This window comes from Gudongella sp. DL1XJH-153 (genome assembly GCF_049310905.1).
Taxonomy (GTDB): Bacteria; Bacillota; Clostridia; order Tissierellales; family Tissierellaceae; genus Gudongella.
Genome location: NZ_JBMEMN010000023.1, coordinates 1 through 17,523, shown reverse-complemented (window position 1 = coordinate 17,523; position 17,523 = coordinate 1). Strand labels below are relative to the sequence as shown.

Genomic DNA, 17,523 nt, shown 5'->3' with positions numbered 1-17,523 from the left:
TTATACCCTGTATTATTGTATATACCCATCGTTTTTCATAACAGACTGTTAACTTGCAGCTGATTCAGGGGTTGAAGCTTCTTTTCTAAAAAGTCTTTTTACTCGCACTCCTGCTCCCTCAAGGGTCATGTAAATCAACGGTATAATGATAATAGTAAGAAGCGTTGCTGCAAGCATACCTCCGATTACAGTTATTGCCAGTGGCGAGAATCTCTCAGACCCCAGTGCAAGTTGCAATGCAAGGGGCATCATGCCTATGATATCAGAGAATGCAGTCATCATTATTGGCCTGAACCTGGATCTGATTGCGACTTCAATTGCCTCAGTCATCTCAGCTCCCTCCTCCCTGCTATCATTGATAGCTGCAACAAGGAGTATAGAGTTATTGACTACCGTTCCTGCCAGCAGGATAAAACCAAGAAGTACCGGCATGGACATATACTTGCCAGTCAGTGCCAATGCAGGTGCAATACCGATTACAACCATTGGTATTGCCGCCATTATGGTCACAGGATGCAGAAAGGACTTAAACTGTGGTACCAGAATCAGATACACAAAAACTATTGCAAGTGCAATCAGGAATGCCATATCGCCTACTGAGTCTGTCAGTGTCTTTTGCTCACCGCCGAATTCAATTCCATATCCCTTGGGCAGATCCATAGCGTCAATTTCAGCCTGTATATCAGCTACAACATGACTGAATGCCCTGTCTTCTGTAAATCCATTGATATGAACGGTGTAAGACATATTCTCCCTTTCAACAATGTTCGACCTATTTTCAACCTCTATTCTTGCTACCTCGTTTAAAGGTATCCTGATTCCAAGAGGAGTCGTAAGATATGTGTCCATAAGATATTCCAGGTTGGATGTGGAATCTCCGTCATAGCCCACTCTCACATCGATTGAATCATTTGTTCCTATTGTCATGGAAGTAGCATCTATGCCCTCCATCCTTCCATAGATCTGAGTAGAAACAGATGCGCTTGTAAGACCCAGCTCTGATAACCTTTCACTGTCAAGCTTCAGTGACATCTGTCTGTAATCATTGTTAAAGCTTGTAAATATATTTGTTGTGCCGGGAACCTCCCTTATGCTATCCACTGCCTCTTCAGCAATATGATATAGGACATCCAGGTCTTCACCTGTAACTTTGATTGCTATTGGAGCAGAAGCTCCTGTAACAGCTGTACCTCCCTTTTCCTTTACAACATACCTGTTTATATCAGGAATTTCTTCAATTCTTTCCCTCAGGGCTACCTGGAATTCCCAGATTGATAGGCTCCTTTCCTTCCTTGATGTCAGGTTAACAGTTATCATAGCCTGGTCGCTTCCCATGATACCAAAGTCACCCTGCTGCATGTTTCCTTCCTCATAACCAATCCTTGAATCAAAGGAAACCACCTCATTGACCTCCAGAAGATAATCCTCAAGTGCCCCTACGGCCTCCTCTGTCTTCGCTAAAGGTGTTCCGGGAACCATTTCAATTGTTACATAGGAAACCCCGCTATCAAACTTTGGAAGCATCTCCATTCCATTTGATACGATAAACAAAGCGCTCATAACCATCAACACAACCATGACCACCAGGGCTCGCTTCTTCTTTTTTGAAGTCTTATGGAATAGGCTTACATACTTTTCCATAACAAAATCCATAAATTTGTTAAATGGCTTTGAAAAAGCCGAAACCAGCATCTCTGTCCTCTTAAACTGTAATGGCTGGAACATCACTGTCAAAAGCGGAATTATTAACAATGCCACCAACAGCGAAGACGATATCGCAAATATCAATGTCATTGACAAAGGCCTGAACATTTCGCCAACAAATCCTGATATAAAAAGCAAGGGAATAAGAACTATAAGAGTTGTAGTAGCTCCTGCAATACTTGGAAGCGCAATTTCATCCGTGCCCTCAATTGCAGCTCTTGTTATTTCCTTGCCCTGACCGATATGGCTGCTTATATTTTCCACCACTACAATTGCCGTATCAACCACAAAGCCTATACTCAGTATCAATGCAGAAAGCGTTACCAGATCCAGATCCATATCGAATATTTTCATCAAACCCATGGTACTAAGGAACACGAGAGGCATTGAAATTGAAATAACCAGTGATCTTGATACATTATTTATAAACAATAAGATTACCATCATAGTGAATCCTATTGCAAGCATAACACTTGTTGCCATATTTGAGACCATCTGATTAGTAAACGCAGAATCATCAGATGCTACAGTCATTTCAACATAAGGATAGGATTCTTGAATTTCTGCCATTTTCTCATTTACCACTTCAATGACTCCAACTGTGTTGTAGTCAGCTTTTTTAGTAATAAGAAGAGCAAGAGCCTCCTCGCCGTTTAATCTGTAGGATCCCTGCCTGTCGATAGTTGCTGATTCCACAGTTCCAAGGGCTGAAAGGGGCACTGTGTTTCCACCCCCAAGAGGTACATCAATGTTCCTAAGCTCCTCCATGGATATAAGGCTTTCCTCCACCCTTAAAAGAAGATCTCTTCCCTCGTAGAGAATACTTCCTCCTGGAGCTTTTATATTGGATGTTTTCAATGCTCCTACAATCTGGTCCATTGAAAGTCCATATGCCCTTACAGTAGCCTCATCCAGACTTACCCGGATTTCCTCACTGTAACCTCCGAAGATGTTTACAGCTGCTACACCCTCCACCAACTGCAGTTCATATGCTAGCTTGTCCTCTGTCAGACTTCTCAAATCCTTCATAGACAGGGACTCACTCTTCAACCCTATAGTCATAACAGGCTGGTCGGAAACACTGAATTTAAGAACCTGTGGATCCTGAAGACTGTCTGGCAAGGAATTCTTTATTGTATTTATGGTGTTCTGGATATCTATGGATGACTGGTCAACATCCGTTGAATAATCAAATGTCAGACGTATTATAGACAGGTTGTCCTGGCTGGAGGAGCTAATGTCCTCTATTCCGTCTAGCTTGGCAAAAGCTTCCTCCATGGGCTTTGATACATCTGTGGATACGTCAAGTGCCATGGCTCCCGGGTATACGCTCATCACTGTCGCTGTTGGAGGACTTGTATCCGGAGAAAGTTGAGTGTTCAATGTGAACATGCTATATATTCCGAATATCAATATACCTATTATCAGGGACAGAACCACATATTTCTTTCCAGTTGAAAAGCTACCGAAACTCATTCAGTCCCCTCCTCATCAAGAGTATAGATAAGTGACCCATCGCTCAATGACTGAATATTTCTCGTTGCGATTACATCACCCTCTGCAAGCCCTTCTATAACTTGATATTCACCGTTTACACTGTCACCAGTCTTGATTTTTCTTTCATAAACCCTGTCTTTTCCGTTATATATATATATAACATTTCCACTTTCCAGGGATTTCACTGATGAAGTTGGTATCATTATTTCATTTCTGCTGGAATCAAGGAATATTCTTATTCTTGCACTTGAACCCATAACAACCAAATTTTCAGGTATCTCTACATCAATCCTGACATCACCGATTCTTGTCTTTGGATTTACACTTCCACTTTTATATGATACAGTCCCATTTATCAGTTCATTCGAACCTGACAATGTAATTTCTGCATCCATGCGCGGCCTTATCTTCTTAAGGTCAGACTCACCCACCTGTGTTACAACTCTTAAATTGTGAACATTGTCCAGTGCAATCAATGCTCTGCCCGGAGAAGCCAGCTCGCCAATTGATACCATTATCTGTGTAACCTGTCCATCAAAAGGAGCTTTGATTGAAGCATCCCTTAAAGATAGCTCCAATTCATTCATGGAGGAATCAATTTCTCCAAGCTGTGCAGCGGAAACATCACGTTCCTGTGCAAGCTTGTCGTAATTTGAATTTGCAGTACGTTCAAGCTCCTGAAGCTGAAGTCTTTCCTTTTGGAGCTGATGCTCGCCTTGATCAAGCTGTGATTTTGATACTGCTCCACCCTCATACAGCGTTCTCAATTTATCAACCTCTGACTCCTGAAAATTCAGTGAGAGTCTTGCTGACTGAATCTTGGATACAATTGGATTTGATGAATAATAACTGCTAAGCTCAGAGTCCAGATAGGATATTGTCTGATAAAGCATGTTTTTCTTCTGCCGTATAGTATCCAGCTTTGCCTCCAACTGCTCTGTATCAATTTCAACAAGAACATCTCCCTCATAGACAACATCCCCTTCAGTTACATTTATGGAGATTATGTTTCCTGTCACCTTGGGACTTAGCATCGCTTTTGTCTCACTTTCAAGAGTTCCCAGATAGGTAAGGTCCTGTATCATAGATTTTTTCTCAACCTGAAGCAGCTCAGTTACTATACCCTGTTCCTGCCTTCCTTGTTCTGTACCATCAACCTTCAATGATGAAAACATATTGCTCTTAATGATAAAATATCCTGCCCCTACGATAGTCAGTCCAATTATAATCTTCTTCCAGCTCATACAATCACACCTCTCTGGTTTTACTGGTTGCATCTATCATATTGGCCAATCTGCCTGCAAATTCCTTCACTGCGCATTCATCCCTTGCTGGAAGAAAGAGAAATGATAGTATGCTTCCCATTATCAATCTTATGGTAAAATCTTCATTTATTATTTTAAAACCAATTCGTTCAAGACCATTTTGAATAAGATCGCCAATGGTTTTTATAAAGTCTATATCAGACAGCTCATGGTTCATCTGATTCTCCATAAGTATTAATCTAACGACACCATGGTTTTCAGATATTACAGATAGCCTGTCTTCAAGGAATCTTTCCAGGGCTTTCTGTGGAGTTTCAGAATCCTCAATTGTCAAACTTTCTTCCAACGTTTCTGTAAGAATGGGAATTACTCCTTGAAGGAAAATTTCCCTTTTTGAATCAAAGTTTCTAAAAAGAGTTACCTCTGAAATTCCAGCTGCCTCTGCTATTTGTGCAGTTGTTGTTCCTTTATATCCATTATCTACAAAGATCTCCATGGCAACTTTTAATATCTGTGCCTGTCTTTCTTGCCTACTCATCCTAATTCTATTTTCTTTCATAATAACCTCCTTATGTAAGTGCTTACTTACTATAATAACAGAAGAATATATTTTGTCAATTAAAAAACCGGAGATTTCTCTCCGGTCGTCACAACTTATTATACTAATCTAGATGTTTCCTGAATAATTCATTATATCTTTCAGCATTATTTCTAATGGCTTTGACCTCATCTTCGGTAACCTTTCTTACAACTTTTCCAGGAATACCGATAACCATTGAATTGTCTGGGATTTTTTTTCCTTCGGTAACTACAGTTCCTGCGCCTATTATACAATTATCTCCTATTACAGCGTTGTTAAGAATAGTTGCACCCATTCCCACGAGAGTATTGTTTCCTACTGAACACCCATGAATTATTGCATTGTGACCAACGACGGTGTAATCTCCTATTCGAGTAGGCACATCGGTTTCTGTATGCACCGTAGCATTATCCTGAATATTTGAGAATTTGCCAATAATAATATCTTCAATATCCCCTCTTATAACTGTACCATACCAAATGCTGCTACCTGCACCGATTTTAACATCACCGATAACAGCAGCTGTTTCTGCAACAAATGCATCCTTGTGAATCTGTGGTTTGATTTCACCCAAATTTTTTAACATACAAGCACTCCCTTTTTCTTTATTAACTCATAAAAGTTCCCCCGGTCATAGACCAGGGGATAATCATTATTCAAATCTTTTGGCTCTTTCAAGTCTATCCTTGTTTATTTCCCAGTCTTCATAACCATCCTGCAATATCTTGTAGTAGCTGTCCGGTGGTGCCTGCTCTTTTTTGTCTACCATTGAGTACACAAAAGCTTCATACAGGTTTCCGTTTTCATCAACTACCTCAACAATTATCCTCTCATAGAGGTCAGGATGTCCCTCCAATATATCCAGTTTTTCAAGCTCCTGCTTGGATATAAGATAAAGTCCTCCAACCACTTCCTCACCCTCTGCAGGAATTATGTCTGCAAGCTCGTTAAAAGTAAGCTTGTAGTCTTTCAATCTTACCTTCTTTAAAGGTATTGCATGTGGACATCTGCTTGACATATACTTCTTGCTCAAGTTACTTGCGTACGCAAAATATAACATAAACACACCTCCTAGGAATCCTCATCTCATTATTACCCCTTGGAGGTGCCTTCTATTCGCAACTATTCTCTTTTTATCTATGCACTAAGCTTAATTCTCTCTTCACTTTCAAAGAAAATATCTTCAGAAGGAGTTCCTTTTGATAATAGTATTTCATAGCATTCTTTTATCATTGCACCTGAACCACACATGTATACTTTATGTCCAGTTATATCAATTTCTTTCAATAAGCCTGTTACATAACCCTTATAAAGGTCCTCCTGCTCTTGCTCTTCTCTTGATGCAGCAGGCAGATACTCAAAATTATCATACTCCTTCTGAAGCTCCTTGAAGTAATCATGATAAATAAAATCAGCAACATACCTCTGACCATTTAGCAGCTTGACCGATTCAACAGAGCTTCCTTTTGAAAGACTTTCCTTGGCAAGACCAATAAATGGTGTAATTCCTATTCCATTGGCAATAAACAGCATCTTCTTGGTATCTTCACCAGGTACAAGGTGGTTTCCCATAGGTCCTTCCAAAATAACCTTGTCTCCCACATTGAATCTGAATATGATTTCAGTTCCATAGCCATTCTTTACCCTCTTGATTATAATCTTAAGAATTTTGTCATCCTCATTGGCTGATGATATTGAATATGCTCTGTACTGAACTGGATTGTCCTGGATCTTGACCAGAATAAACTGCCCCGCCTTGTAATGAACCTTTGTTGGATTTTCAAATCTGAATACGAACTCTTTCAAATCCCCTCCAAGGTCATTGATTTCCATAAGTGTGGATTCTATTTCCTGTCTGTTTTCATAGCCTTTGACATCGCTCATCTGTATTATGTTCACAGCTTTACGTTCAGTTTCCAGGGAAAGCAAATTTGCAGGACAGTTTTCAACACAAGTGGTACATTTTATACAGTTGATATTATCAAATTGATTATTCTCATTAAACTCCAAATAAGGCGTTAGCTGGAAAGGACAAACCCTGGCACACTTTCCACAGGTGTGGCACTTATCCTTTGACTCTATTGTTATTCTCTTTTCCGTATGCTTTACAACACCAACAGTCTTTCCCAGTCTATAGGATAGCTTCTGAAGGGTTCCCATTGGACAGAACTGGCACCAAGTTCTTGAATTGACCAATAGAGCAACCGCTCCCCCAACAACCAAAACCATGAGGTATGTATTTACGAAAATATATCCCAGTCTCTCAATAAAGCTATATGTTCCCCAAAGTGCTGCAATTCTAAATAGTTTCCTTGAAAAGTTAATTGTAAAGAACAAGAAGAATGCTCCTATAAACCATTTGCTTTTTAAAAATAACGGTATCTTCTTATTCAAACTTATTGGATTAATAATATTGTCAAACAAACTTCCATGTGGGCAGAAATTTCCACACCAGTGTCTGCCAGAGAAAAAGGATGTTCCGATCAGACCAGACATTATACCTATAACAAGCACCCCCAATCTAGGTTCCCATAATCCACCTATGGCTACCATGAAAGTAAAAATCCATGCATATTTTCTTACAATTGTAAATGTCCTATTTGTTTTTATGTAATAATTGTTCAGTTCATCCATGTCATATTCCCCTTTTATGTTTTATACCCTGCCTGGGTACAGTTTTCAATTATACACGATGAATAACTGGTTGTCAATTTTGTTAACAAATTGTCACTAAACGGTTTACAATTAATGAATACTTGTTATAATGAGGCTATGGAGGTGATATATTGTCTGCTTTAGTAATCTTGCTTATCAATTTTCTTATTATAGTACTTGTTATATTTACACAACTCCACCTATACAAGAGTGAGAATCATATGAGCAAATGTTTGACATGTTCATTCAGCTTGACCATGGCGGTCCTGTTGGCATTATTTAACTTTTCATTGTCCACTGCAGACACTTTTTTCGATAGAACTGCAACACTATATCCAATAATTATTGCACTCTTTGCTTTTTATTTGAGATGGAAGAAAGGCAGATTGACTATTTTCATAAGATTGATATTTTCAACTGCAATTATCTCTGGTTTAATTGACTATCTTATATATGTTAAATAAAAAATCCTCTGTATCAATTTAGATACAGAGGATTCTTAGTCTTCAAGATCAAGTTTGTTGAGAATATCTCTTAACTTCTTTATTTCATCTTTTTTAAAAGTTAATCCTTTACTCATCTTCTCATAATCAGGGTCCCACTCTCTAATGTCATATTTTGCTGGATAGTTGTTCCATGATACCATATTGATTTCCTTTTTCCAGCCTTTTGAGGATTCACTCAATTCTCCAAGTTTATCAGTTATTTCATATTTAATTTCTGCCATCACAATTTCCCTCCAGTTAATTTTATGTTTTTAATTATTATACCAGCAAAATATCAATAATTATACTCATTGTGGTATATTTTTGTTATAATCAAAATTAATATAAGAAAGCGGTGATTTTAATTGAACGGTCTTATTTTAAAGATAATTGCTTTATCAACCATGATAATTGACCACTACGGTGCAATTTTCCAACCCTCGGAGATGGCGTTCAGAATGATTGGAAGGCTAGCTTTTCCAATCTACTGTTTTCTATTGGTAGAGGGATTTTTACATACCCGCAACATAAAAAAATATGCCTTACGCTTGTTCGCTTTTGCATTGCTCTCTGAAATACCTTTTGACTATGCTTTTTACAGAGGTCTAAACTGGGGTCATCAGAATATTTTCTTCACCCTCTTTATTGGACTCGTGGCAATGTATTTCATAGAAAGAAAGGACGTGCAAGAGAGTGCATCGCCACTTATTGCAATTGGCGCTGCAGCTGCAGCAACCTTCCTAGCCACTGATTACAGCTTTATTGGAATTATCTACATACTGGTTTTCTATTACAGCAAAAATCTTCCAGCTGTCCGAAGGATGTCTCTGGTTGCTGGAATATTTTTTTTAACAAATCTGGTTTCCACTGGATGGATTCAACAGTATTCGCTGTTGTCCCTTCCGATACTGCTCACCTACAACAGTAAGCCCGGCCCAAAGATCAAGCCTCTACAATATGCCTTCTATTGGGCTTACCCGCTTCATCTTTTTATATTTGCAGTTATCAAAGGCAATATCACCTTTTAGAAAATCAACCTCCTCCCAATACCTGCAGAATAAGAATTTGATCATCTTCCTGGAGCTTCGTATCCAGGGAGGTTTTTTCTTTGTTTACAAGAATTGTTAATCCATCAACAGGGCTACCGTTAACTCTTTCTAGATAATTTACAACATCTGCAACCGTAGCGTCTTTTTCTAGACTCATTTCAGAAGGAATATCAATATCTGTTACACCAATAAACTTTATCTTAACAATCATTAGCTCACCTCGATTTCGTTTTAAAGTGCAATGTACATTAATCCATGCATTCTAATTATATCATGTAACTCAATACTACTTCTAGACTAAGAAATCAATCTATCCATCGTTAAATTTGAATTTTAAGCCCCTTTACTAATACCCCCTATGGGTGTATAATTAGTTAGAACAAAAATCTGGAGGTGCATCTTGAAAAAACAAAAAAGAAACAACAAGAAAAGCAGCGGCAAGTCAAAAATAGCAAAAATCATTGAATCTAAATGCGACAGATCTCCTTTCTGCCCGGTTAAGAGAGTCTGCCCCACTGGTGCGGTTGAAAGAGCCGGTTTTTTCATGGGAAAGGTTGTAATAAACGACGAGAAATGTATTGGATGCGGAAAATGTATTCAGATATGCCCACATAAGGCAGTTTCATTTTAAGTACTTATTAATAATGGCTCACCTTCCGGTGAGCCATTAATTATTAATACTCTCTCATATACATTCCCGAAACCATAAGCCAGTAATTGCTCCGGTCGTTATTTGTATCAATTCCTATCTCTACATTTTCAAATACTAATAGTATCTGGATCTCATCTGACTGGAATACTACACTCATCTCCTCAATACTTGCCTCCCTGGATACTCGTTCACCGGGTGGATACTTTTCTTCTATATCATTAAAATAATCCTCAAGATTCTCCTGAATAATAATCTCATCTTCCAGCTTAACTACTAGTTCAGGTATGCCAGTCTTAGTAGTTATCCAAGATATATCATATTTCCCACGTTGTCCCTCCAGCTCTGTAGTTACTTCTTCGCTACCATAGTAATCCTTGAAATTAATACCCCAGGTATAGTCTTCAATATCCACCACACCTGATGTCAACACCAGATTGGTTGTAAGGTACATCCTTGGATTTTCACCATCATACTCTGGCCAGGTCTTCTCAAATCCGAATGTTTCTATAAACTCCTGGTCATTATTCATATCTTCACTTAACCATGCTGGGATGTTTTTGTTCTCTCTATAGGCAAGAAAACTTACTGCATCGGTTATATCCTCCCTGACATTCCTATCAGGCTCAGTTGTAGCTGGAATAATTTCGTTGTCTTGAAGCATTCCTTCCCTCTCAAGAATTTCCTCCAGTCTGTTCACCTGGTATTTTACCGGAAGTGTATGGTATCCAATTATAGGAAGTACTGCTATCGCCGCAATCAAGCATCCTAGAATTGCGATTCTTCTGTGTGATTTCTCCTTCAAGAATATTAACATAATCACTGAAATTACTGTAAATACCCATACCATTATGAAATTATATTCAATAATTTTAAGGCCTGTGTCACTAAGCTGTACAATTAAAGCCCAGGCCTCAAATGCCAAAATTACAAGTGCAGTGAATGGATAGGCCCTCTTGAAAAAGTTCACTAGACCAGTGTCTTGTCTGGTTACCATTATATGGAGCCAGATTCCACCAAGTGCGTAACTTGCTGCGATACCGGATAATCTGACAAAGGATGATTCCACACCGGACATTACTGTTCGCATTGCCCATAGCAACAATACAAGTGTCAGGGCAAGAAGTATGGGTACTAGAATAAATCCAAGAAGAACCTGTACAAATTTTGGCTGATCCTGAAGTTCCTGTCTTCTTGGATCTTGTGTACCTTTCCTGAAATCAGGAAAATAGCCAATAAAAATACTAAATGTCATAAACCCCACAATTACTGCTATATATTCAAATACTTTGTTGCTCATGTCATTGTAAAGAAGAGACTGAATGGCACCTGCAACACCTGAAGCTCCCATCATTAAGACCAAACCATAAAGTATAGCCACAAAAAATACCTTGTGAGTCATAAAGAAAGCTCTGGCAAAGTCTGATTTCTCTTCAGGAAAAGATGCAAGGTAAACAAATACTATCATTCCTATAACCATGGCAACAGAAACTCTGGATCTTGCTATGGAAGACAGATATCTGTATTCCATTCCAAGCCCACTTTCACCGAAGAAGTAAAGCAACAGAAATGCTACAGCTGTAACTGCAAATCCACCAATGTTGGCAATTGTAAATGCCTTTGAAGTATTGTATCTGCTGTTTGCTCCTGTTATGGCGGTAAGACTCCATATTGCACCCAGAGCCAAGGCCCACTGCAAGGAATTAAGAAGAAAACCGTATTCCTGTTGAACCTCCCATTCAAGGTGTATTTTAATAATTGCTACCAAAGCAAACAAAAAAGCATTTCCTATGGCTGCCGGATATGTTCTGAAGGCTTCAGCTGCCCTCTTGAAAACTCCTGAAACTGCCGATCTAAAATTATCCATTTTTGATACCTCCAGAAATTGTCTGTTTGTTCTATCTTGTAGTACTCATACCCTATATTAGAAATGACGCAAGCTCCACTCATTGAGCAAATACAGTGATAATATTCACTGCCCTTTTTTGGTTAGAAACTATATGGACCATACCATGTTATATATATTTCAGAGTTGTTTGCGACATTTATTAGTGGATACTCTGCTTCCCACAGACCAATAAACTGATCCCTTCTGATTCCATCTGGATTGATGTAATTGCCTTCAAGAAAATGAGGATATTCATCATATAATCCAAGATACATAACCGTCATCTCAACATCTGTTCCAATCAAGTCAGCGTATCTGTTTCCTACAACTCTAAGTCTCTGAGCAATCCCTTTCACAACATCAGAACTGGCACCTAGCATTTCTTCAAATCCATCTTCGTTGACATATGCATATATTCTTGTAATCCTATTGTCGCTTGTCCTGCTAACATCGTATCCCTCAAAGTTAATTAATGTACCTTCAGCACTTATTGATGGAAGATTCATTATGAGATCATCAAATACTTCTCCTTCCGACATACCTTTGAAAAGAGACAAATAATTTGAATGATTCCTTTCAGAAACAACACCATCCTTTACAGCCGAAACTGCAAACATTATCCTGGTTCCTTCCTGATACTCACCCAAAGGAATAATTACTTCATTCTGGTAAGTCCATCTGTCTGAACCATTATTATTCTTAACAGGCTGAAAAGTTTCCCCGCCGTCTAAGGACTTGTGTATCATGAAATAGTCTGCCTCCATCCAATCCCACTTCAATGCTGCTTCATCTTCATTTTCTTGTCTGGCAATAATATTTATCGGTGGATTGAGAATGTCTTCAGAACTGTTAAATTCTTCAAGCGTTAAATTTTTTGATGTATCTAGTGTTTTCAATATATTAATAGGTTTTGCAAATCCAAGACTCTCCACTCCATACATTCTAGCAAAAACTACTCCAACAGCCATGCCATATTCATCCAGCAAAACTCCTCCACTACTTCCTTCGCTCAAGGGCAATGTCACTTGTATTTCATCATTAGTTAAGCCGCTTACTATTCCTTCGGTAAGAATATTTCTATAGCCTATTGGGCTATTGATAGAATAAACCTTTTGTCCTTTCACCAGTCTAGATGAATCCCCTGATGATATAGGTCTTGTATTCAAGTCCTGAACTGATAAAACTGCAAGATCATTTCCACTGCTAAAACCAGCTACTGACACCTTGCCTTCATAAACATCTCTGTTATCGTATTCAATTGTTAAATTTGTTGCTCCTTCAATGACATGATAATTGGTCGCAATCTTTCCAGGAGCAAAGAAAAAACCGCTTCCATATCCAAAATCTCCATTGTCATACTCTGTAAATATCTGCACAGCACTACTGGTAAATTCACCAATCTGCTCAGCTGTAAGTTTTCCTTCTCCTCCGTACTGGTTAAATAATCTTACAACTAGCGCAATCGCCTGCTCCCTGGTAGTTTCCATCTTAGGAGCAAATGTATTTGATCCTATACCGTTTATAATACCGTTCTTGCTCATAAAGCCAACTTCATTTCTGAACCACATGCTTATTTCAGACCTATCTGAAAAACCAAGTGTATAGGTTCCCTGTGTTATAACTGGATCCACGCTCTCCAAAGTTCTGAACAATAAAGCTGCTATAGCTTCTCTGGTAATAGTGCTTTTAGGTCTGAATGTTCCATCTCCAAATCCCTCTACAATACCAAGGTCATAGGCTTTCAGCACTTCAGGGTTGCTTGTATCGGAAAAAGGATTTGCGGATTGATTTTTGGCAACATTCCCAGATAAAGCTTCGTACAATCTTATAACCATCTCAGAGAATTCCTCCCTGGTTATATTGCTTTGGTAGCTACTTAATAAGCTCTGGGGAACGAGATTGTACTCCCTAGCTATCTCCACCTCAGATATCGCCCACTGGCTGGGAGCAGCCAATGATTGTGTTGTACCTGCCATTATAATTAATATCAATAATAGCGTTACTAGTTTTTTCATTTTCACACCTCTTCATTTATTTAATCCCATTTAAAATATACCCATATGGAATGAGTCAACCCAAAAGAATAGAGTACAACAGGTTTTCATCATCTAATCCTATTATACTCCATTATTATGTTAAATATTTGATTTTAAGTAAATCTTAACCACATTGTAATCTTTCTAAAACTCTTAATCACAACACTTACTCTATATTACTTTGTTTTGCTTCTTTGCCAGTGCATCTTTGGATGTACCAATTAAAAGCCCTATTGATATCCCTATGGGTATGCCTAGAGCAATATTGTCAAAAGTAGTCAATCCCAACACTACTCCGATGCTGACTCCAAGGGACATCCACAATCCTGTATTCTGCCCCAATTGAATCAGGGCATGATTCTTATTCAAATGACTAACGTAATTGCTTTTGATTTTAAAGTGTTCCTTAAGTATGTCTTTGTTAATTTCATCATCCATGTCATTAAGTCTTCTCAGATATTTTTCCATATCTTTTAACATTGATTTACAGTCTTTACATTCGCCTGAAAATTCATCAAATCTTATGGCAATTCGTCGAAGTAGCTTGGTATCAAGCTTCTTGATAATATCCTTACTATTAGTTTCTTCCAACTTGTCAAATGATTTATTTATTCTCTCCAGATCAGACACCAGATAATCCTCACTTTCCGTCAATTCGTTTTTATTCAAAACGTATGAAGCAGATTGATCACAATTTTATTGTAAATTAAGCTGTTATAGAATTACTATAATTGCTAAATTCTTCTTTTTTGTTTTATTATGGAACTCTCTTTTACTACCCCAATAAGATACCCTATTGCAGTTCCTGCAACAGAAAAAGGTAATAATGAACCATTTATAAGTCCTACAGTAACACCCACTGCAATACCTAAAGGTACAAAAATACTAATGAAATGTCCCGGTCGATATAGTTTGTGCACCTTTCTCAAATGCTTCAGCATATTCTCTCTCAAATCCTCATGTTTTCTATTCATAGCTCGATCAAGGTAGCCTTCATTTTCATTTATTTCTTTAAAGTGTTCATCTGCTTCTTCTAATAGACTTTTACATTCCCGACACTTACCAGCTGCGGAATCGAATCTTTGAATCATTCTTTCAAACAATTGCAGGTCAAGCAATATCTTATCCTTCTCCGTCATTGTCTGAGACATTTCTTTAATATCACTTAGCAACTCCTTACCTATTTTCATCCACCATACCTCCGTATATTTTAATAATTAACTCAACTCAGTTATAAAAATCGCGCTTTAGAAATAGCTTAAACAAATAATTCTCCTATAATTATAACACAAGAGAAAGCACAAATCACTTGTCTACTTGCCGAATTGCTTAAGGTATTTCCATAAGGGTATATAATTTCTAAGTACAATCCTATTACAAGGGAGGTTTAAACCATGAGAAAGCAAAAAATTATTATTGGACTACTCTTAGTATTATCATTGTCATTTGGAGGCTGCAGTCAGGATACCCCTGTAGATTCTGAAACTGAAGGTTTAGAGGCAGAAAACCCTGAAATTGTTGATGAATCTCATGAACCTATAGTTGAAGAGCCTGAAGTAGAGCAACAGGAAAGCTTGCTTTCAGCACCTTATGCAGATATAATGATGGGAAATCAATACACTATGAAGTATAAAACCATAACCCAGGTTGAAGGTCAGGAGTATGAAGCTACAATTACCACAGTTATCGATGGTGAAAATTTCGCAACGGTCTTCGAGTCTGAACTGGCTAACAGTACTACTATTCAAATGGACGGAAAACTCTACATGGTGATGCATGACCAAAAAATGGTGATGGTATTTCCCGAAGATACTGATCAGGCCTCAGAATTTAACGAGACCGAAAGCGATATTGTTGACACTGAAGGTATGACTTTTACCCAGAGTGGCACTGCAGAGTTTATGGGTGAAACTAGAAAATTTGAGGAATACAATCTTGAAGATGGTTCCATCAGGTACTATTTTGACGGTGAAAGCTTAGTTGGAATGGAAATGACCGGTGAAGGATACAACTCCAAGTGGTTGATTGAAGATTTCAGCGATTCAGTGGATATGAGTTTATTCAGCATTCCTGATGACTATACAATTTATGAACCCTAAGAGTTAAACTATTCAAAAGCAGGCCTTACAAGGCCTGCTCAGAGCGTAGACAAACCCCAGATTTTGAATCTGGGGTTTGAGTTATATTGGAATATTTTTGTGATTTGGATAATACTTGATAAAAGACCTGCTTTTTTGCTCCTTAAATTCTCATAATTCGGGTGCTTTCTGCCCATTCTATCCATCATTATTGCTAATTTTTTCATATTTAGGCATGTAAAGGTAAGGGCTGCTTTCATCTGCATTTTTTGTTGCCCCTTCATATTTGTGTATCTGAAACCATGATATTCTTTAGCACTTCCAAACTGCCTCTCTATTGTTTCTTTTCTTTGTTTATAGTCTTTTTTACCTTGGTGGGTATATCTGTAATCTTCACTTATATCAAGGTAATCTTGCCAGATATGTCGAGTCATTACCCTTTGATTTTTCACGCTTTCTGTACACCTGCTTAAGCTTTTACAATTTGAACATTTTTTTGGGTCGCTTTTATAGTGTCGATACCCATCTCTATCTGTGGTGGAGTACTTTAGAACTTCATTTTCTGGACAAATATAGCAGTTGTAGTGCTCATCATATACAAAATCTGTCTTTCTAAACCCATCAATCAATTTGGGAGATTTTTTCGGTGCCGTATATGGCAATACTGGCAATACCTTATCTTCCAACAACAATTTTGCTATTGCCGGTGTCTTGTAACCTGCATCCATTACTATCTTTTCAGGGTTATATTTCCTTATCTTGTTTTCATAGAATGGGATAAATGTTGTGCTGTCATGTAGATTCCCTGGATAGCTTTCATATGCAAGGATCCAACCATTTTTATCACAACTTGTCTGTACACTATATGCAAAGACTTCTTTGTGTTCTCCTTTATGGAATAGTCCACTTTCGGGATCTGTTGTGCTTTGGGTTATCTCCCGTTCCTTTCCTCCAGATGAGCCTCCTTTTGGGGGTTTTAAATCTTTCTTGTTGTTTTTCTTTCGATCGTCCTGAATTTCTTTATCAAGCCTCTGTTGATATGATTTTGATTTTGGCCTAACTCTAACCTTTTGAGTTTTGTATCTGTTTGCATGTGCTTTTACATGGGTTGAATCAATGAATTGTACATTAGAATCTACGAAACCTTGTTCATATGCTTGCATCAGAATATTATCAAAAATCTGCTGGAACAAATCTGTATCCTTGAATCTTCGGCGGTAGTTTTGACTAAATGTTGTAAAATGGGGCACATTGTCGTAAAAATCTAGCCCTAAAAACCATCTGTATGCTAGATTTACTTCAACTTCCTTGATTGTTTGCCTCATGCTTTTAATCCCAAAAAGATACTGTAACAGGACAAGTTTCATTAAGACGACAGGATCTACGCTTGGTCTGCCATTGTCGAGACAATATTTGTCTTCCACGAGTTCATAGATGAAATCAAAGGAGACAGTACGGTCGATTTTTCTGAGTATGTGATTTTGTGGTACCAATTGCTCTACAGAAACCATTTGTATTTGCTCGGTCTTATTTTCACTGTTTTTATGTAGCATTCACATTCGTCGAGTAGACTCTGTCTCGACTCCCTCCTTTCAAAGGAAATTCTTTGTATGTGGAGGGTTGAGTCTCAAGAACCC

Annotated in this window: 15 protein-coding genes and 1 pseudogene; 3 read left to right on the top strand and 13 right to left on the bottom strand. The window is 38.1% G+C overall.

Annotation, left to right across the window (positions count from 1 at the left end; all coding sequences use genetic code 11):
* Window positions 1-48 precede the first annotated feature (48 nt).
* The 7 genes from ACOEN1_RS09535 to ACOEN1_RS09505 all read right to left on the bottom strand — a co-directional run bounded on the left by ACOEN1_RS09535 (window position 49) and on the right by ACOEN1_RS09505 (window position 8,428).
* Complete coding sequence (locus ACOEN1_RS09535; protein ID WP_422486664.1) at window positions 49-3,180, bottom strand: efflux RND transporter permease subunit; 3,132 nt, start codon at window positions 3,178-3,180, stop codon at window positions 49-51.
* Window positions 3,177-4,445: an efflux RND transporter periplasmic adaptor subunit gene (locus tag ACOEN1_RS09530; protein ID WP_422486663.1), complete on the bottom strand. Its 1,269-nt coding sequence runs from the start codon at window positions 4,443-4,445 to the stop codon at window positions 3,177-3,179. Before ACOEN1_RS09530 ends, ACOEN1_RS09535 begins: the two co-directional genes overlap by 4 nt.
* Before the next feature lie 4 nt (window positions 4,446-4,449).
* Entirely contained in the window at window positions 4,450-5,025 is a 576-nt protein-coding gene (locus ACOEN1_RS09525) for a TetR/AcrR family transcriptional regulator (protein WP_422486662.1), read from the bottom strand.
* A 103-nt stretch (window positions 5,026-5,128) separates the two neighbouring features.
* Window positions 5,129-5,632: a gamma carbonic anhydrase family protein gene (locus ACOEN1_RS09520; RefSeq protein WP_422486661.1), complete on the bottom strand. Its 504-nt coding sequence runs from the start codon at window positions 5,630-5,632 to the stop codon at window positions 5,129-5,131.
* A gap of 66 nt (window positions 5,633-5,698) precedes the next feature.
* On the bottom strand, window positions 5,699-6,106 hold the full coding sequence (locus ACOEN1_RS09515) for a gamma-glutamylcyclotransferase family protein (protein ID WP_422486660.1): 408 nt from the start codon (window positions 6,104-6,106) through the stop codon (window positions 5,699-5,701).
* Window positions 6,107-6,183: 77 nt separating this feature from the next.
* The gene (locus tag ACOEN1_RS09510) at window positions 6,184-7,680 is read right to left on the bottom strand and encodes a 4Fe-4S binding protein (protein WP_422486659.1); all 1,497 of its coding nucleotides are present in this window, start codon (window positions 7,678-7,680) and stop codon (window positions 6,184-6,186) included.
* Between the two features lie 520 nt (window positions 7,681-8,200).
* Window positions 8,201-8,428, bottom strand: a complete 228-nt coding sequence (locus ACOEN1_RS09505; RefSeq protein WP_422486658.1) for a YdbC family protein — start codon at window positions 8,426-8,428, stop codon at window positions 8,201-8,203.
* A gap of 123 nt (window positions 8,429-8,551) precedes the next feature.
* Between ACOEN1_RS09505 and ACOEN1_RS09500 the strand changes: the two genes are divergently transcribed.
* Window positions 8,552-9,214, top strand: coding sequence for a TraX family protein (locus tag ACOEN1_RS09500; protein WP_422486657.1), 663 nt, complete (start codon window positions 8,552-8,554; stop codon window positions 9,212-9,214).
* Window positions 9,215-9,218: 4 nt separating this feature from the next.
* Here the strand turns inward: ACOEN1_RS09500 and ACOEN1_RS09495 are convergent, their stop codons facing one another.
* A complete protein-coding gene (locus ACOEN1_RS09495; RefSeq protein WP_422486656.1) occupies window positions 9,219-9,446 on the bottom strand; it encodes a MoaD/ThiS family protein in 228 nt (75 codons plus the stop codon).
* Window positions 9,447-9,635: 189 nt separating this feature from the next.
* Between ACOEN1_RS09495 and ACOEN1_RS09490 the strand changes: the two genes are divergently transcribed.
* Window positions 9,636-9,866 carry a 4Fe-4S binding protein gene (locus ACOEN1_RS09490; protein WP_422486655.1) on the top strand — a complete coding sequence of 77 codons (231 nt, stop codon included), beginning with the start codon at window positions 9,636-9,638 and terminating at the stop codon, window positions 9,864-9,866.
* A gap of 43 nt (window positions 9,867-9,909) precedes the next feature.
* Here the strand turns inward: ACOEN1_RS09490 and ACOEN1_RS09485 are convergent, their stop codons facing one another.
* The 4 genes from ACOEN1_RS09485 to ACOEN1_RS09470 all read right to left on the bottom strand — a co-directional run bounded on the left by ACOEN1_RS09485 (window position 9,910) and on the right by ACOEN1_RS09470 (window position 14,998).
* On the bottom strand, window positions 9,910-11,751 hold the full coding sequence (locus ACOEN1_RS09485) for a hypothetical protein (protein WP_422486654.1): 1,842 nt from the start codon (window positions 11,749-11,751) through the stop codon (window positions 9,910-9,912).
* Between the two features lie 122 nt (window positions 11,752-11,873).
* On the bottom strand, window positions 11,874-13,787 hold the full coding sequence (locus tag ACOEN1_RS09480; RefSeq protein ID WP_422486653.1) for a trypsin-like peptidase domain-containing protein: 1,914 nt from the start codon (window positions 13,785-13,787) through the stop codon (window positions 11,874-11,876).
* A gap of 192 nt (window positions 13,788-13,979) precedes the next feature.
* Window positions 13,980-14,477 carry a hypothetical protein gene (locus tag ACOEN1_RS09475; protein WP_422486652.1) on the bottom strand — a complete coding sequence of 166 codons (498 nt, stop codon included), beginning with the start codon at window positions 14,475-14,477 and terminating at the stop codon, window positions 13,980-13,982.
* Between the two features lie 65 nt (window positions 14,478-14,542).
* Complete coding sequence (locus tag ACOEN1_RS09470; RefSeq protein WP_422486651.1) at window positions 14,543-14,998, bottom strand: hypothetical protein; 456 nt, start codon at window positions 14,996-14,998, stop codon at window positions 14,543-14,545.
* Window positions 14,999-15,202: 204 nt separating this feature from the next.
* Here ACOEN1_RS09470 and ACOEN1_RS09465 point away from each other — a divergent pair, with 204 nt between their 5' ends.
* Window positions 15,203-15,907, top strand: coding sequence for a hypothetical protein (locus ACOEN1_RS09465; protein ID WP_422486650.1), 705 nt, complete (start codon window positions 15,203-15,205; stop codon window positions 15,905-15,907).
* 191 nt (window positions 15,908-16,098) lie between these two features.
* On the opposite strand, the pseudogene ACOEN1_RS09460 reads toward ACOEN1_RS09465, so the two are convergent.
* A pseudogene (locus ACOEN1_RS09460) lies at window positions 16,099-17,439 on the bottom strand (IS1182 family transposase); the annotation flags it as partial.
* Window positions 17,440-17,523 lie beyond the last annotated feature (84 nt).

Excerpts from the sequence above, each read along its gene's own strand:
- ACOEN1_RS09535 (WP_422486664.1), bottom strand. The coding sequence starts at position 3,180 with ATGAGTTTCGGTAGCTTTTCAACTGGAAAGAAATATGTGGTTCTGTCC.
- ACOEN1_RS09530 (WP_422486663.1), bottom strand. The coding sequence starts at position 4,445 with ATGAGCTGGAAGAAGATTATAATTGGACTGACTATCGTAGGGGCAGGA.
- ACOEN1_RS09525 (WP_422486662.1), bottom strand. The coding sequence starts at position 5,025 with ATGAAAGAAAATAGAATTAGGATGAGTAGGCAAGAAAGACAGGCACAG.
- ACOEN1_RS09520 (WP_422486661.1), bottom strand. The coding sequence starts at position 5,632 with ATGTTAAAAAATTTGGGTGAAATCAAACCACAGATTCACAAGGATGCA.
- ACOEN1_RS09515 (WP_422486660.1), bottom strand. The coding sequence starts at position 6,106 with ATGTTATATTTTGCGTACGCAAGTAACTTGAGCAAGAAGTATATGTCA.
- ACOEN1_RS09510 (WP_422486659.1), bottom strand. The coding sequence starts at position 7,680 with ATGGATGAACTGAACAATTATTACATAAAAACAAATAGGACATTTACA.
- ACOEN1_RS09505 (WP_422486658.1), bottom strand. The coding sequence starts at position 8,428 with ATGGCAGAAATTAAATATGAAATAACTGATAAACTTGGAGAATTGAGT.
- ACOEN1_RS09495 (WP_422486656.1), bottom strand. The coding sequence starts at position 9,446 with ATGATTGTTAAGATAAAGTTTATTGGTGTAACAGATATTGATATTCCT.
- ACOEN1_RS09485 (WP_422486654.1), bottom strand. The coding sequence starts at position 11,751 with ATGGATAATTTTAGATCGGCAGTTTCAGGAGTTTTCAAGAGGGCAGCT.
- ACOEN1_RS09480 (WP_422486653.1), bottom strand. The coding sequence starts at position 13,787 with ATGAAAAAACTAGTAACGCTATTATTGATATTAATTATAATGGCAGGT.
- ACOEN1_RS09470 (WP_422486651.1), bottom strand. The coding sequence starts at position 14,998 with ATGAAAATAGGTAAGGAGTTGCTAAGTGATATTAAAGAAATGTCTCAG.
- ACOEN1_RS09465 (WP_422486650.1), top strand. The coding sequence starts at position 15,203 with ATGAGAAAGCAAAAAATTATTATTGGACTACTCTTAGTATTATCATTG.